This is a genomic window from Mesorhizobium sp. C268A (assembly GCF_040324475.1).
In the GTDB taxonomy this organism is placed as follows: domain Bacteria; phylum Pseudomonadota; class Alphaproteobacteria; order Rhizobiales; family Rhizobiaceae; genus Mesorhizobium.
The window spans coordinates 4,832,108-4,846,223 of sequence record NZ_JAMYVX010000001.1; the positions used below are offsets into that span (position 1 = coordinate 4,832,108).

Sequence of the window (14,116 nt, forward strand, 5' to 3'; positions counted from 1 at the left end):
GTATTCCGAATGCATTCGTTGAAAATCTTCGTCGCCGCCAGCATTGCCGCTCTTTGCGCCTCGCAAGCATTCGCCGAGGACACGATGGGCACGATGTCCATGATGAAGGGCGGGCAAGTGACAGCCGTCATGCCCGACGGGCATATGGGCACCATGATGCCGGACGCCAAGATGAGCGCCGAAATGATGAAAATGGCCAAGCCGATCAAGCATTGCATGATGATGATGACCGACGCCAAGGGCAAAACCTACATGGTCGATACATCGACCAAGAAGGCCCAGGCCGAGTGTGAAAAAATGGCGATGTGAGGAGCCATCGCGCCCGTCAATGCTTCCATCCCGCCGGCACGCGCGCCGGCGGGATGTCCCATCGATCCTCCGCCATCGAGACCATGTCACTGCCGTGGTTGCTGTCCTCGCCAGCCAAAGCTGTTGCTTCGCAAGGTTGATCGGCTCGGTGGGTGTGTTAGGCCGGGTCTATTACGAAGGGACCCAACATGGCACGCATATCGCGACGACATCCGATGCTGCGACGCTCGCAGGCGATGTGGGTTTCGCGTCGCGTCTGGCAGCCGCGCATTGTCTTCTGGGCAGGCGCCATTTCGATCGGACTGATCAGCGTGCTGTTCGCGGTGCTTGCCGATCAAGCGCAGGCGCTATTCCATTCCGTCATCGACACCGATAGCGGCTGGCGCTTTTACCTGCCACTCGTGCTGACGCCGCTCGGCTTCGTTCTCTGCGCCTGGCTTGCGCATTCCTTCTTTCCAGGCTCGCAGGGCAGCGGCATTCCGCAGGCGATCGCCGCGCGCCATCTGCGTGATGACGACGACCGCGGCCATATCCTGTCGTTGCGGCTGGTAGTGGGCAAGATCGCGCTCACCGTCGTCGGTCTAGGTTGCGGGGCCTCGATTGGCCGCGAGGGACCGACAGTGCAGGTCGGCGCCTCTCTGATGCTGCAGGTCGCGCGCTGGGGTGGCATGGCGCAGGCGCGCGGGCTGATCCTGGCCGGGTCGGCGGCAGGCATAGCGGCAGCCTTCAACACACCGCTTGCCGGCATTGTCTTCGCTATCGAAGAGATGGGTCGCGCCTATGAATCTCGGACCAATGGGCTGGTGTTAACGGCGGTGATCCTCGCTGGACTTGCCTCGTTGGGCCTGGTCGGAAACTACACTTACTTCGGAGTCGCCAAAGAAACAGTGGCCTTTGCCAGCGACTGGCCGCTGGTGCTTGCCTGTGGCATCATCGGCGGCGGTGTCGGCGCGCTATTTTCTCTGCTGGCGCTGAACGCGATGCGCCGCATCCGGCGCTGGAACGCGTTCCAGCCGCTCTGGCGCACAATGGTTGTGGCAGGCATTTGCGGGCTGGCGGTGGCCGCGATCGGGATCGCCTCGAATGGCCTCACCTTCGGCACCGGCTATGCGCAGGCGCGGGGAGCCATCGAAGGCACGCCGCTGCCGGCGTTCTTCTTTGCTGGGAAATTCGCAGCTGGCCTGCTCTCGATGGTTTCGGGCATTCCGGGCGGCATCTTCGCGCCATCGCTGGCCGTAGGAGCCGGCCTTGGCAGCACGCTTGGCCTACTCCTCGGCGGCGCCACCGGCACCGCTGCGCTGCTTGGCATGGCCGGCTATTTCGCCGGCGTTGTGCAGGCTCCGATGACAGCCTTCGTCATCATCCTCGAAATGACCGGCAACCACGACAATGTCATTGCGCTGATGTGCGCATCGATGCTGGGCTATGGGACAGCGCGATTGATTTCGAACGAGCCGCTCTACCACGCCCTATCTCGCCTTTTCATCGCCGAGGCGATCCGGCGGAGAAGATCCAGAAATCTCGAAACATCCGGCTCTGCCGCTTGGAGCCCAGCTTGAGTTTGTCGATTGAAAGACATGCTGGCGAACTTTCTTGTGGATCCGGTGTGCGAGAATCAACATCGTCTGAAGAGGCGAGACGACTTGCATAAATCCGTATTCGCCCCGCGGCGAGTGCCCGTTACGGCCTCACAGCAACGCGACCGTTGCCGGAGTTAGTGGCGACGGCAAGACCGAAGATCGATACGTCAACCTTTGAGGTGCACCTAGCTCAGGTGAGAGGTGTTAGCTTAGGAACGGCGGACTGCGACGCGGTGTCCAGTGGGTTGGACAAGGCTCCTTCATCCAGCTTTCAGTGCACGGGTGAAGATGCACATCAGGTCAGCCTCCTCGACTGAAATATTCAGGTTTTGGAGGCCGAAGAGATTCGATCGGCTATATAGTCGAGTGAGAAAACCCCAGCACCACGCGTAAGCACCAGCAGCAACAGCGATGCCCACAGCAGATGCTCGGCCCAGTTCTCAGGGAACACGAAGATCTGGATAACCGAAACGACGCCGAGCAGCATCAGCGCGCCGAGACGCGAGAACAGCCCCAGGAAAAGCAGCACCGCCCCGGTGATCTCTGCCGTTGTCGCCAGCGGCGCCGCGATCGACGGATCGATGAGGGGTAGATTGTATTCGCTGGCGAACAGCTGCAGCGTCACCGGCCAAGACGCCAGCTTCGATTGTGCAGACTGCCAGAAGACATGCGCAATCGCCACTCGAGCCGCGAGCTGGACCAGCGAAAATGGTATACGCTCCGGCAAGCTGATCACTCGTCGGTAAACACCAACAAGGCCGGCAGGGCGAGGCGTGGAATATTCTGGTATCGCAGTCATGATCGTCTCCTTCAGTTTGAGAGAGGGGGCACCGGGACGCGCACGTCGGTGACGAGCCTGTCGCGGAACAGACGCACAAGCGCTGAAACCAGGTCGAAGGCCGGGTCGAGCGCCAAGGCGCGGCCAGTGGCATGCTCAAGGCCGAAGCCGTGCTTCAGCGAATGCCAGAAGCCGAAGCTCGCGCGGTCGAGCAGAAAAAGCCGCACGTAGTTCCCCGATCGCCACAGCGCCACCCGTTCAGGGCGTCTTGTCCAGGTGATTTTTTCATCGACCGCAGTCTCCTTTTGATGCTCCATCCATACCGATAGGATCGACCAGTGGGAGACCATCAGTCGCAGTGAGGGCTGGAGCAGGATATCCGGCGACAGCCCAAGGTCGGTGCTGTCGTATTCTGCGAGACTGCGGGCCGGCAGCGAAGCTGTATCGAGCGCTTCGGCAATGGCCCATTCGAGCCGAGCCGTCTCGGCGACGATCGGCATGTCGGACAGGGTGTCGATGGTCTTCAGGAAGCGAGGGAAGCCCGCGCCATAACGCGCCAGGCGTGACTCCGCCGGCGGATGCCGTCGAATGAACTCGCTCGCCATGAAGCGGAAGAAACGTTCGTCCACGAGGCGGGCCGTAACGGGGAAGACGGCCATCAGCACGGCGGTCAAGGAACTGCGCGTGTTGTTCTGGTAGATGCGCAGGCGAGCCATTGGGTCGGCCTTGCCAGCGGTCAGCATTTTCGCGTCGATCAGTGGCTCCATGGCCAGCACCGAGCGCGCCACCATGGTCTGCAGATGTTCAAGCGGCAGCATGATATCCTCCCTCGATTGTCGGCAAGGCCATGTGCATGGCCGGTCTGGCTCTGGCAGCGGCAAATGCCGCAAGCACAGGCATGCTGGTTCGCGTGCTTTCGAAAGCTGGCAGGCTGGACACCGGCAGGACCGTGGTTGGGGCGGTCTGCCTCGCGGCCTGCTTGCGGCCGAACATGATCGAAGCGGAGAGCATGTCGGCCCACATAGCCTCGCCGAGCAGCACGTCGAGAACCGGAACATCGGTATCCCATTCGATCAGCGTAGGGCGCGGCCCGAGATGGCTGATGGCATGGTGATAGAGCCCCCAGACAACCGGCGGCACGCGAGAGCCGTGGTCGTCGATAAGCACGGTGTCGCCGCCGACCTGATTGGTCGCATGGCCGGCAAGGTGGATCTCACCGATGGCATCGGCAGGCAAAGCGTCGATGAAGGTCTTTGCGTCGTATTGGAGATTGTGCGCCGAAACCTGGACATTGTTGACGTCCAGAAGCAGGCCGCAGCCAGTTTGCGCCACCAGCTCGGCCAGAAATTCAGCTTCATTCATGGAGGAGTCGGCAAACGCGACATAGGCGGACAGGTTCTCGATCAGCACACGTCGCTTCAACGTATCCTGGACGGTCGCTATGTTTCGCGCCACGATCGCCAGCGCCTCTTCGTCATAGCGAAGCGGCAGCAGGTCGTTGAGATAGGCTCCGTCGGCAACGCTCCAGGCAAGATGCTCCGAAACGAGATCGGGCTGGAACCGCTCGCAGACCTTTCGCAGCCTTTCCAGATGATCGCGGTCCACGCCTTGCGCGCTGCCCAGAGACAGGCCAACACCGTGAACTGACAGCGGATATATCTGGCGCAGCCGTTCAAGCGCCTCGACGGCGGTGCCGTCGCCCATATAATTCTCGGCATGCACCTCGAGCCAGCCGGCGGAGGGCCTGCGGCTCAACATTTCGCTGATATGAGGAGAGCGAAGACCGATGCCCGCGGTTGCGGGATGGCGACACCTTGAAATGCACGGGGCATCGGTCTGCTCCCTTCCAAAGGGGGTTGGCTTGAAGTCTGGGTCGGTCAGGCTTTCGGCTTGTCGCTGCCGCCGGTGATCTTGGCGCAGCTGCCGGCCGGCACGTAGAGCCACGAGTCCGGCTGGTTGTCGGCGGTCGAGGTGCCGGCACATGAATGCGTCGCGGTCTGGCAGTCGTTCTGGCCGGCCTTGACGACGCCATAGCACTTCTCGAACGAGAAGCTGGGCTGAGCAGCCGGGCCGCTATAGGCTGCAGATGCAGCAAGCGAGGTGGCGGCTGCGAGGGCCGATCCGATGAGGGTCTTGGTGTTGATCACGGTCGTTCTCCTGGTTGCGTTTAGAGGGAAGACTGACCTGGCGGCCTGTCTGCAAGCAGTGTTGTCCAATGCGCGATGAAGCTGAAATGCTGTCTCGGCATGGATTTGATACGCGGTCACTATGTTGAGGAGGGTAACGACCAAAGCCCTCCGGCGGGGAACCGGAGGGCTTTGGCGCCTACACTTCGTGAGCGCGGAGAGGCAGGCGCGGCCAAGCGGAGGGAGGCGCCTAGACGTATCGATTTTTGCTGTCGACGACTGAGCTTTCGCTCAAGCTTGGATGGTCAGCGAGAAGCCATTCCTCGGCCCGCTGCCGTCCACGGTCACGCATGTCGGTCAATTCGCCCCAGTCGGTCCAGGGCCTGGTAAACAGCGCAGCACTTGTTCTGTGATGACTGTCGAAGAGGACAGATGCAGAGTTCAAGGCATTTGCGGCGAGGCGGTGAGCACAAGGCGTCATGCCCTCGGAGGGTTTGCCGCTGACAATCAGCCAATGCCCAGCCTCGATTTGCTGCACTGCTGGCAAGGCCGAAAAATCGCCTTCACCCCAATATGGATCGCCATCGATTTCCACGGCGGGAAAGAGGAATGGGACTGTCGCTCCCGCCAGGATCGCGTCGATCGACAACTGGTCGCCGGAGAAAATCGTGACGGTGTCGGTGAGGGCGTTCGAAGCCAGGATGTTGAGCTTCAACGGGCAGCTTTCCTTGCGGATCTCGGCAATGTCGATGGACTGTTCCAGGATCGATCTCAGCGGCTTGGCTGTATCGGCCGCGAACATCGTTGCATGGCTGACACGCCGCCAGAAATTGGTAAGCGCCGTCCTTGCCCCACGCCTGCCGCCCAGAGCCAGTCCGTAGGCAAGAACCGCTGCCTCCATGCCTCCGAAACCGGATGCAGTGATGCTGCGGAAGGAAAGGCGAGGCTCATCCAGCAAGCGATCGAGCACGCCCCAGACAAATGCGCCGTGTGCGTCGTTTGTCAGCGTAATGTCGATCAGCTGGCTGTCTTCCGTCGCCGGTCTTGCACCGGCAACAAAGCCATGGTCGGTTGCGGCCTGGATTTGCATCTTTTGGATCTCCTCCCGAAGAACGCCAGGGAAGGCGTTTGATGGAGACACTGCCGCATGATCCTTCATTGGCGAAATGCCAAGCTGGCATGAACTCCATAGTCAGATTGCATTGGCGGCAATCTCTTCCGCGCCGCAAGATTTGCGAGGCTGGCGAGTATCCGACGATCTCGCTTTGGAGCTGGCGCCACGACCTTCGCCGGCAGGCCTTCAGCACCAAAAGGAGCGTGTCATGAGAATACGAAATGTCTGTTTGGGGGCGTTCGCCCTCGCTCTTTTAGCCGGGCCTGCATCCGCCGATGCCTTCAGCGATCTGGCGTCGCTGCCGTCATTCTATAGCGATGCCGGCATGAAAACGATGAAGCCGATGGCCGGTTTCAAAAAGGCTTGGCTGACTGCGCCCCGGGGTGATCGGGACAAGATGATGAAGATGTGCAATGACGCAGCCATGAGCAAGCCGCACGCAGCGTTCTGCGCCAATGTATTGGCGCTTGGCGGCGCCAACTGAGCTGCACCGACTGTGCCGGGCAACACAGGAATGATGTCACAATGGCGAGCGGTCTGCTCGCCACCGTCTTTTGGTGATGGCCAGCTGCTGCGCAACGCAAGTAGTCCGCAGCGCGCGCTGTCGCGGCGCCATGACGGACCGCTATCGACTTTATAGCCGCAGTGCATTGGCGCCAAAGCGAGCCTTGCGGCAGTCTCCGAAGCGCGAACAACCTCGTGCAATTGGGGATAAATCGGCATGGACGTTCACCACATCCGCTACTTCCTGGCAGTGTGCGAGACACGAAACTTCACGCGCGCGGGCGAAAAGTGCAACGTCACTCAGCCGGCTCTGTCCCGCGCGATTCAACAACTCGAGGAAGAGGTCGGAGGGCTGCTGTTTCGCCGTGAACGAAGCTTGACCCACCTGACCGACCTGGGTGTGCTGCTTCGCCCCCGTTTTCAGCAGATTCTCGACGAACTGACTGGAGTGCGGCAGGAGGCATCGAGATTCCTGTGCCTGGAAAACGCCAACCTGAAGGTCGGAGTCATGTGCACAATCGGCCCCCGTCGCTTCACCGGTCTTCTGACCGAATTCAACCGGCGTCAGCAGGGCATCCAGCTGCAATTGGTTGAGGGTGTCCCGGCATCGCTCTCCCAGCTTCTGGAGTCCGGCGAGATCGACGTCGCCATCATGGCCTCGAGCGACAGCTTCCCGGACCGCTTTGACGTCACACCGCTTTATCGCGAGCGCTTTGTCCTCGCCTTTCCAAATGGCCATCGGCTGGCCCGCAATGACAACGTTGCCATCTCCGAACTCGATGGCGAAAATTATCTCAGGCGCCTGAATTGTGAGTATCGCGATCATCTTGCTGGTCTCTGCAATGATCGTGGCGTCAAGCTCAGGATCTCCTACGCCAGCGAGCGCGAGGACTGGATCCAGAACATGGTGTCCGGAGGGCTAGGTATCTGCTTCATCCCTGAATTCAGTGCGGTGATTCCGGGCCTGCAGGTCCGTCCCGTCATCGATCCTGAGGTCTGGCGGGAAGTATCCCTGGTCGTCGTTGCGGGACGCAGGTTCTCGCCTGCGGCGTCGGCTTTCGTGAACAGCGTCAAGGCGCATGGCTGGCCTGAGAGCCCAATAGCCCAGGCGATCCACAAAAACGCAGCCTGAAGCAAAACGACCAAATTCTGGGAGCGTGCGACAAGTCTTGTCGTGCGCTTTTTATGCGCTCGCGTCGTTCGACGATAGTTTTCAGGTATCGAATTGAAAGCCAGTCAGCATTTCTCTTTTCTGATCGCTCCCGTCACTCTCCTCGTCATGCCCCGCCTCCCGCGTTTGGGCACCGACAAAGGAGATACAAGATGGCTACCAAGAAACTCACTCTGGCGTTTGCGGCAGGTCTGCTTTCGGCAACCGCTGCATTTTCCTCTGCCCCGGCCTTCGCCGGCGACTGCCCAGCCGGCCAGGCCGCAACGACTGATATCCAGGAACATCCCAGCAAACCGGTTGGCGTTGTCGACACGGTTCTCTCTGCGATCGATCTGAGCAGCAAGGGCGAGGCCTGGAAGGGCAATATGCTGCGCCTTCGCAAGCTCGTCGTTCAGCCCGGCGGCGTCGTGCCATGGCATGAACACAACGTCCGCCCGGCCAACATCCTCATCATCGAAGGCTCGATCACCGAATACCGCAGCACCTGTAAAGTGGGCATCGAGCACCCGGCTGGCGATGTGACTGCCGAGTTCGGCCAGCTCGCCCATTGGTGGAAGAACAACGGCAAGGTGCCCGCCGTGCTCTATTCCGCCGACGTCCTGCCGCCCGCGATGCCCGACGACCACATGATGTGATCCGCGTCTTTCGACGACGTCTTCCCGTAACCCCCCATTGAAGCGCGTCCTCGGGCAGCCGCCTGGGGACGTGTGGCCACGGAGCCCTGTCATGACGACCAGTGGATTGAGTGAACCAACGCGGCTCCGAATGGTTGCTGCGGATGGCCGGCGCTTCGGCCTGATCGCCCTGATTGCGTTCCTGACGCTTGTCGATCTCTTCGCCACTCAGGCCATACTGCCGTCGCTGGTCATCAAGTTCGGCGTCAGCCGCGCCACGATGGGTCTCGCGGTCAATGCCAGCACGTTCGGCATGGCTGTGGCCGGCATCGCGGTCGCGCTTTTCGGGCGCGGCATCGATCGCCGCAACGGCATCTGGATCAGCCTGGCCGTCCTGTCGATACCGACGACGCTGCTTTCGCAGACCGACAACATAATCGTGTTCGCCTTGCTGCGGGTCGCACAGGGCCTATGCATGTCAACCGCTTTCACGCTGACGATGGCCTATCTGGCCGAACATTTTTCATCGCGCCAAACGACCGGCGCGCTTGCGGCCTACGTGACCGGCAACGTCGCCAGCAATTTCTTCGGCAGGCTTATGTCGGCCGCCGTCGCCGATACGTTCGGCATCTCCACCAACTTCCTGACGTTCGCCGCCCTCAATCTGATTGGCGCGGCTCTTGTATGGTTTACGCTGCAAAAGACATCCGCAACTATGGGCGCCGACGCCATGGGCCAACCCGCGCGCGCGGCCTGGAAAGGCGCACTGAAGGACGCCGAGCTACGCGCCTGTTTCGCGATCGGCTTCATGATCCTCTTCGTGTTCATCGGCACTTTCACCTATGTGAACTTCCAGCTTGTCGCCACTCCGCTATCGCTGTCGCCGATGGCACTGGGTCTTGTCTATTTCGTCTTCCTGCCCTCCATGCTGACCACGCCGCTGGCAGGGCGCGTTGCTGCCGGCCTAGGCCCCAGGGTGGGGATCGGTGCAACACTTGCGCTGGCGATCCTCGGTTTGCTTCTGCTGCTTGCGACCAGTCTGCCGATCGTTCTTGCCGGGATGGCGCTTGTCGCCGTAGGCACCTTCCTGGCGCAGGCGATAGCCACCGGCCACGTCAGCCGGACCGTATCGCGTGATCGCACCGCGGCAAGCGGCATTTACCTCGCATCCTATTATGCGGGCGGGCTCGCGGGCAGTTTCGTCCTCGGCCAGATCTATGACCGGATTGGCTGGACCGCATGTGTGACCGTGCTTGTCGCTGTGCTTGCCTGTGCGGTTGCTGTCGCGGGGGTGCTGAAGACGCCAACAGTCTGACCGGCACGAACGGTGAGCCGAAGAAAGTCGCGCCGACGAGCAAGGCGCTGTGAATTCCATCGCTCAACTTAACGTCACGACAAACCCAAGGAGACTGACATGACCACTTATATGAAAACCCTGATTGCCGGCGCTGCCATACTGGTGGCGATCGTCGTCCCTGCCGCCGCCTCGGATGGCGTCGTGACGGTGAAGAGCGACTACTCCGTCGCTGAAACCGTTGCCCGCATCAAGAAGGACGTCCTCAAGAAAGGCATTATGTTCTTCGGCGTCATCGACCAAGCGAAGCTTGGCAACAAAGCAGGCAACGATGTCAAACCGTCGCGTCTTGTGATGTTCGGCAATCCGGCCCTGGGCACGACCTTCATCACGGCCAACCCCGAAGCCGGCCTCGACTGGCCGGTGCGCGTGCTGGTCTATCAGACGGCCGATGGCGGGGTCTACGCCGCCTATACCGATTTCGACTGGATCGCCAAGCGTCATGGCATCACCGACCGGGCGCCGCAGTTCAAAATGGCCACGGAAGTCATCCAGTCGGTTACCTCGACGATCAAGAAGAACTAGCGCCCGGGATCCAGCGAGATTATTCGGCGACAGCGGCGGGCAGAGTGCTCGCCGGTTCCCCGAACCATTTCTCTTGCAGGAGCGCGCCGACCGCCGGCGGTGTCTGCGGCCGCGCCGTGACGAGATTGACCTCATGTCCTTCACGCGAACGAAAGGTGGTTCGCCGGCCGGTGAAAAAGCCAGCCGGCTGGGGTCTCAGCCCGCCGGAGGAATGAGACCGGATCTGACCGTCGGCTATCGAATCCATGTCTCAACGGCATTTCCGATGTCCGGGGCCAGGGGTCATACTTTTCATCAACAGACAGAACTCGGAAACCACCCGGCGGCAGGCGGTCATGACCAGCTCGCGCTCAGATCGAAGGAGATCACCATGCTCACAGGAAAAACCGCGCTGATAACAGGCTCTACCAGTGGCATTGGCCAGGGGATCGCCGAAGCATTTGCCGCCAAAGGCTGCAATATCGTCCTCAACGGTTTTGGCGATGCCAAGGAGATCGAGAAGCTGCGGGCGGGTATTGCCGCGGAGCACGGTGTGACCGTCCGCTATGACGGCGCGGACATGAGCAAGGGCGACGCCATCACCGCGATGATGGACAAGGCGATCGCCGAGTTCGGCGCGATCGACATCCTGGTCAACAATGCCGGCATCCAGCATGTCGCGCCGATCGATGACTTTCCGATCGAAAAATTTGAAGCAGTCGTGGCGATCGACCTGATGTCGTCGTTCTATACGATCCGGCGCGCGTTGCAGGCCATGAAAGAACGCAAATGGGGCCGCATTATCAATGTCGCCTCGGCACACGCTCTCGTCGCTTCGCCATACAAGTCAGCCTATGTCGCCGCCAAGCACGGCGTTGCCGGGTTGACCAAGACGGTCGCGCTGGAAGTCGCCGAGCAGGGCATCACCGTTAACGCTGTCTGCCCGGGCTATGTGCTGACCCCGCTGGTCGAGAAGCAGATACCGGACACGGCCAAGGCACGCGGGATCACCGAGGAGCAGGTGATCAAGGACGTCCTTCTCGCTGCCCAACCGACCAAAAAATTCGTGACAGTTGCTCAGGTTGCGGCGCTCTGCCTGTTCATGGCCTCGGACGATGCAGCTTCGATCACCGGCGCCATCATCCCGATCGAAGGCGGTTGGACGGCTCACTGAACCCGAACGAGGAATAAAGACCATGAACAAGATCACCCGCAATCCGCCCGTGTCCGAGGCCGAGCCAAAGATCGACCGTCTGGCAGACAGCGCCGCCAAGCGGCAGACGGTGTTGGTTCTTCAGGGCGGCGGCGCGCTCGGCGCCTATCAGGCCGGCGTCTACCAGGCGCTGGTCGAGGGTGGCATCGAACCGGATTGGGTTATCGGCACGTCGATCGGGGCTATCAACGCCGCGTTGATCGCCGGAAACGAACCAACGGTTCGGCTCGCGAGGCTTCAAGAGTTCTGGGAAGGCGTCAGCCGGATCAGCCCGCTCGATGAGTTTTTCGCAATGATGGTTCCGAGCAACGTCTTTGCCAATATGGGCACCGTGATGCGCGGCATACCGGGGTTCTTCGAACCGAATCCAAGTGCCATGTTCGGAGTGAACCGCGAAGTGGGTGTCGAGAACGCCTCCTACTACACGACCGATCCACTCAAGCGGACGCTGAATGACCTGATCGACTTCGACTATCTCAACCGGCGCCATACCCGGCTGACGGTCGGGGCGGTCAACGTCAACACCAGTGAACTCAAATACTTCGACACCCGCGAGATGACCCTGTCGGCGGCGCACATCATGGCGTCGGGTGCCTTGCCGCCGGCGTTTCCGGCGGTCTGTATCGACGGCGAGCCTTACTGGGATGGCGGCATCTATTCGAACACGCCGATCGAGGTCGTGCTCGACGCGCGTCCGCGCCGCGACGCGCTGATCTTTGCCGTCAACATGTGGCAGCCCCGCGCCACCGAGCCGAAATCGATCTGGCAAGTCATGGGCCGGCAAAAGGACCTTCAATTCGCAAGTCGCGGCAAGAGCCACGTGGCCCGGCAGGAGCAATTGCATCGTCTGCGCCACGTCGTGCGTGAAATGGGAAAGCTCGTCCCGGACGAGCGGCGCGAGGATCCGATGTTCAAGGAATTGGCCTCCTATGGCTGCCCGTCGGTCATGCACCTTGTGCGGTTGCTTTCACCGCGCCTCGACGGCGAGGACCACACCAAGGATATCGACTTCACCCGCGCCGGCATCCGTACCCGCTGGCAGGCCGGCTACGAGCATGGCCAGCGCGTTCTCGCGGAGAAGCCATGGGAGTGCGAAGTCGACATGCTGCAGGGCATCGTCATCCACGAATCGCAAGAGTGACATCTTCGAGCGCGGCGGGAAGAAAGACGGAGAATACCGATGCAGATCATCACTCCCGGGATGCGGCTGGTTCCAGAAGCCGTGCTCGCCAACAACGCCGCGCTTTTTCGCGCGATACCGGAGACACCATCTCATGCGGACAGGTCTCGGCATCGCGTGGTCATCGTCGGCGGCGGTGCCGGCGGGTTGGAACTGGCAACGCGCCTCGGCCGTAAATTCGGCAAGCGGCGTCTTTCCGTTACGCTTGTCGACCGCAATCGCACGCACATCTGGAAGCCGCTTCTGCACGAGGTCGCCTCGGGCGCACTGAGCGCGTCGAATGATGCGGTGGAATACATTGGCCATGCCAGTCGCCATCACTATCGATACCGGATTGGCGACGTCGTCGGCATCGACCGCGCCAAGCGGCAGATCTTTGTTGCGCCAAGCTTCGACGACGAAGGCAGGCAGATCATACCGCCGCGCGTGCTGGGCTACGACACGCTGGTGCTGGCCGTCGGCAGCGTCAGCAACGATTTCGACACGCCAGGGGCGGCCCGCCACGCAATCGCACTCGATACGGCTACCCAGGCCGTTCGATTCAACAAGCGCATGATAGACGCCTGCCTGAGGGCCAACGCTCAATACGAGCAGCTGTCGCCGAGCCAACTCCATTGCGTCATCGTTGGCGCTGGAGCCACCGGCGTCGAACTGGCGGCCGAGTTGCACAGGTCGATGCGGGAGATAGCGTCGTACAACCTCGACAACATTGATTTCAAAAGACTTATCCGCATCACCCTCGTCGAGGCCGGGCCACGAATCCTTCCGGCCTTGCCCGAGCACCTGGCGCGCGCCTCGGCGCATCTGCTTCGTGATCTCGGCGTTCAGATACGGTGCGGGATCAAGGTCACCGAAGTGACGGAGGGCGGTGTCAGTCTCGGCGAGAAGCTATTCGTGCCGGCCGAACTCGTCGTCTGGTCTGCGGGGATCAAGGCGCCGGATTTCCTTAAGAAACTCGATGGCCTCGAGACAGACCGCATCAACCGCCTGGTCGTGGATGAGACCCTGCAAGCGCTAGGGGATGAAAACGTGTTTGCGATCGGCGACTGCGCGAGTTGTGTCCTCCCCGGCAGCGAAGCTCCCTTGCCGCCGCGCGCCCAGACGGCCCATCAGCAGGCCGATCATATGGTCAAGGTGATCGCGGCGCGCCTCGAAGGGCAGGTGGCGCCGGCGTTCCGTTACCGCGACTACGGTTCCCTGGTTTCACTGGCCGATTACGGCACCTTCGGCAACCTGATCGGCGGATTGAAGGTTGAGGGTCTGCTTGCCCGGTTGATGTATCGCTCGCTCTACAAGATGCATCTCAAGGCAGTGCACGGGACCTTCAAGACCGTGCTGGACACGGTCACCGGAATCCTGTCGCACCGCACCAAACCGCGGGTCAAATTGCATTGAATCTCGATAGGCCGGGACGGTGGAGAATTTGATGTCGCGATCCTTGGTGGCGGTATGGCTGTGAAGGTCGCTAGACCTGCTGCCGGCCTGTCGGAGGCAAAAGTCGAGGCGCGCGATCTCGGCAGCAGCTGTCCCAACCAGACCGGACGTAACAACTCGAGCGGAAATAACGAACAGAAGGTGAATCCGTGCAGTTTCGATGCACGCAAGGCATCGACTCCATGCAAGAAAAGCATGGCCGTGCCCGTGGGGCTTCAATGATAGGCTGTATGCA

The 14,116-nt window shown here is 61.1% G+C and carries 15 protein-coding genes; 10 read left to right on the forward strand and 5 right to left on the reverse strand.

The features are described 5' to 3' along the window. Positions 1-9 precede the first annotated feature (9 nt). Positions 10-309 carry a hypothetical protein gene (locus tag NKL06_RS23575; RefSeq protein WP_023683381.1) on the forward strand — a complete coding sequence of 100 codons (300 nt, stop codon included), beginning with the start codon at positions 10-12 and terminating at the stop codon, positions 307-309. A gap of 188 nt (positions 310-497) precedes the next feature. Next, entirely contained in the window at positions 498-1,868 is a 1,371-nt protein-coding gene (locus NKL06_RS23580; RefSeq protein WP_023691684.1) for a chloride channel protein, read from the forward strand. A gap of 343 nt (positions 1,869-2,211) precedes the next feature. Here NKL06_RS23580 and NKL06_RS23585 read toward each other — a convergent pair whose 3' ends face one another. The 5 genes from NKL06_RS23585 to NKL06_RS23605 form a co-directional block, all read right to left on the reverse strand. After that, positions 2,212-2,688 carry a DoxX family protein gene (locus tag NKL06_RS23585; protein ID WP_023686290.1) on the reverse strand — a complete coding sequence of 159 codons (477 nt, stop codon included), beginning with the start codon at positions 2,686-2,688 and terminating at the stop codon, positions 2,212-2,214. An 11-nt stretch (positions 2,689-2,699) separates the two neighbouring features. After that, entirely contained in the window at positions 2,700-3,485 is a 786-nt protein-coding gene (locus NKL06_RS23590) for an HvfC/BufC N-terminal domain-containing protein (protein ID WP_023683378.1), read from the reverse strand. Further along, positions 3,472-4,488: an MNIO family bufferin maturase gene (gene bufB / locus NKL06_RS23595; RefSeq protein WP_502903790.1), complete on the reverse strand. Its 1,017-nt coding sequence runs from the start codon at positions 4,486-4,488 to the stop codon at positions 3,472-3,474. Before bufB ends, NKL06_RS23590 begins: the two co-directional genes overlap by 14 nt. A 56-nt stretch (positions 4,489-4,544) precedes the next feature. After that, positions 4,545-4,814, reverse strand: coding sequence for a BufA1 family periplasmic bufferin-type metallophore (locus NKL06_RS23600; RefSeq protein WP_023683376.1), 270 nt, complete (start codon positions 4,812-4,814; stop codon positions 4,545-4,547). A gap of 229 nt (positions 4,815-5,043) precedes the next feature. After that, positions 5,044-5,883 (reverse strand): patatin-like phospholipase family protein, encoded by an 840-nt coding sequence (locus tag NKL06_RS23605; protein WP_023814571.1) that lies wholly within the window; start codon positions 5,881-5,883, stop codon positions 5,044-5,046. A 76-nt stretch (positions 5,884-5,959) separates the two neighbouring features. Here NKL06_RS23605 and NKL06_RS23610 point away from each other — a divergent pair, with 76 nt between their 5' ends. The 8 genes from NKL06_RS23610 to NKL06_RS23645 all read left to right on the forward strand — a co-directional run bounded on the left by NKL06_RS23610 (position 5,960) and on the right by NKL06_RS23645 (position 13,842). Beyond that, positions 5,960-6,391: a hypothetical protein gene (locus NKL06_RS23610; RefSeq protein WP_245261696.1), complete on the forward strand. Its 432-nt coding sequence runs from the start codon at positions 5,960-5,962 to the stop codon at positions 6,389-6,391. Between the two features lie 237 nt (positions 6,392-6,628). Continuing rightward, positions 6,629-7,543 (forward strand): LysR family transcriptional regulator, encoded by a 915-nt coding sequence (locus NKL06_RS23615; protein WP_023683373.1) that lies wholly within the window; start codon positions 6,629-6,631, stop codon positions 7,541-7,543. A gap of 191 nt (positions 7,544-7,734) precedes the next feature. After that, the gene (locus tag NKL06_RS23620) at positions 7,735-8,217 is read left to right on the forward strand and encodes a cupin domain-containing protein (RefSeq protein ID WP_023683372.1); all 483 of its coding nucleotides are present in this window, start codon (positions 7,735-7,737) and stop codon (positions 8,215-8,217) included. Between the two features lie 91 nt (positions 8,218-8,308). Next, positions 8,309-9,511 (forward strand): MFS transporter, encoded by a 1,203-nt coding sequence (locus NKL06_RS23625; RefSeq protein WP_023686286.1) that lies wholly within the window; start codon positions 8,309-8,311, stop codon positions 9,509-9,511. A gap of 99 nt (positions 9,512-9,610) precedes the next feature. Then, positions 9,611-10,075: a DUF302 domain-containing protein gene (locus NKL06_RS23630; protein ID WP_023683370.1), complete on the forward strand. Its 465-nt coding sequence runs from the start codon at positions 9,611-9,613 to the stop codon at positions 10,073-10,075. A gap of 370 nt (positions 10,076-10,445) precedes the next feature. Then, on the forward strand, positions 10,446-11,228 hold the full coding sequence (locus NKL06_RS23635; protein ID WP_023686285.1) for a 3-hydroxybutyrate dehydrogenase: 783 nt from the start codon (positions 10,446-10,448) through the stop codon (positions 11,226-11,228). Positions 11,229-11,250: 22 nt separating this feature from the next. Beyond that, on the forward strand, positions 11,251-12,408 hold the full coding sequence (locus tag NKL06_RS23640) for a patatin-like phospholipase family protein (RefSeq protein ID WP_023683367.1): 1,158 nt from the start codon (positions 11,251-11,253) through the stop codon (positions 12,406-12,408). A 39-nt stretch (positions 12,409-12,447) separates the two neighbouring features. Beyond that, positions 12,448-13,842, forward strand: a complete 1,395-nt coding sequence (locus NKL06_RS23645; protein ID WP_023691682.1) for an NAD(P)/FAD-dependent oxidoreductase — start codon at positions 12,448-12,450, stop codon at positions 13,840-13,842. Positions 13,843-14,116: the final 274 nt, after the last annotated feature.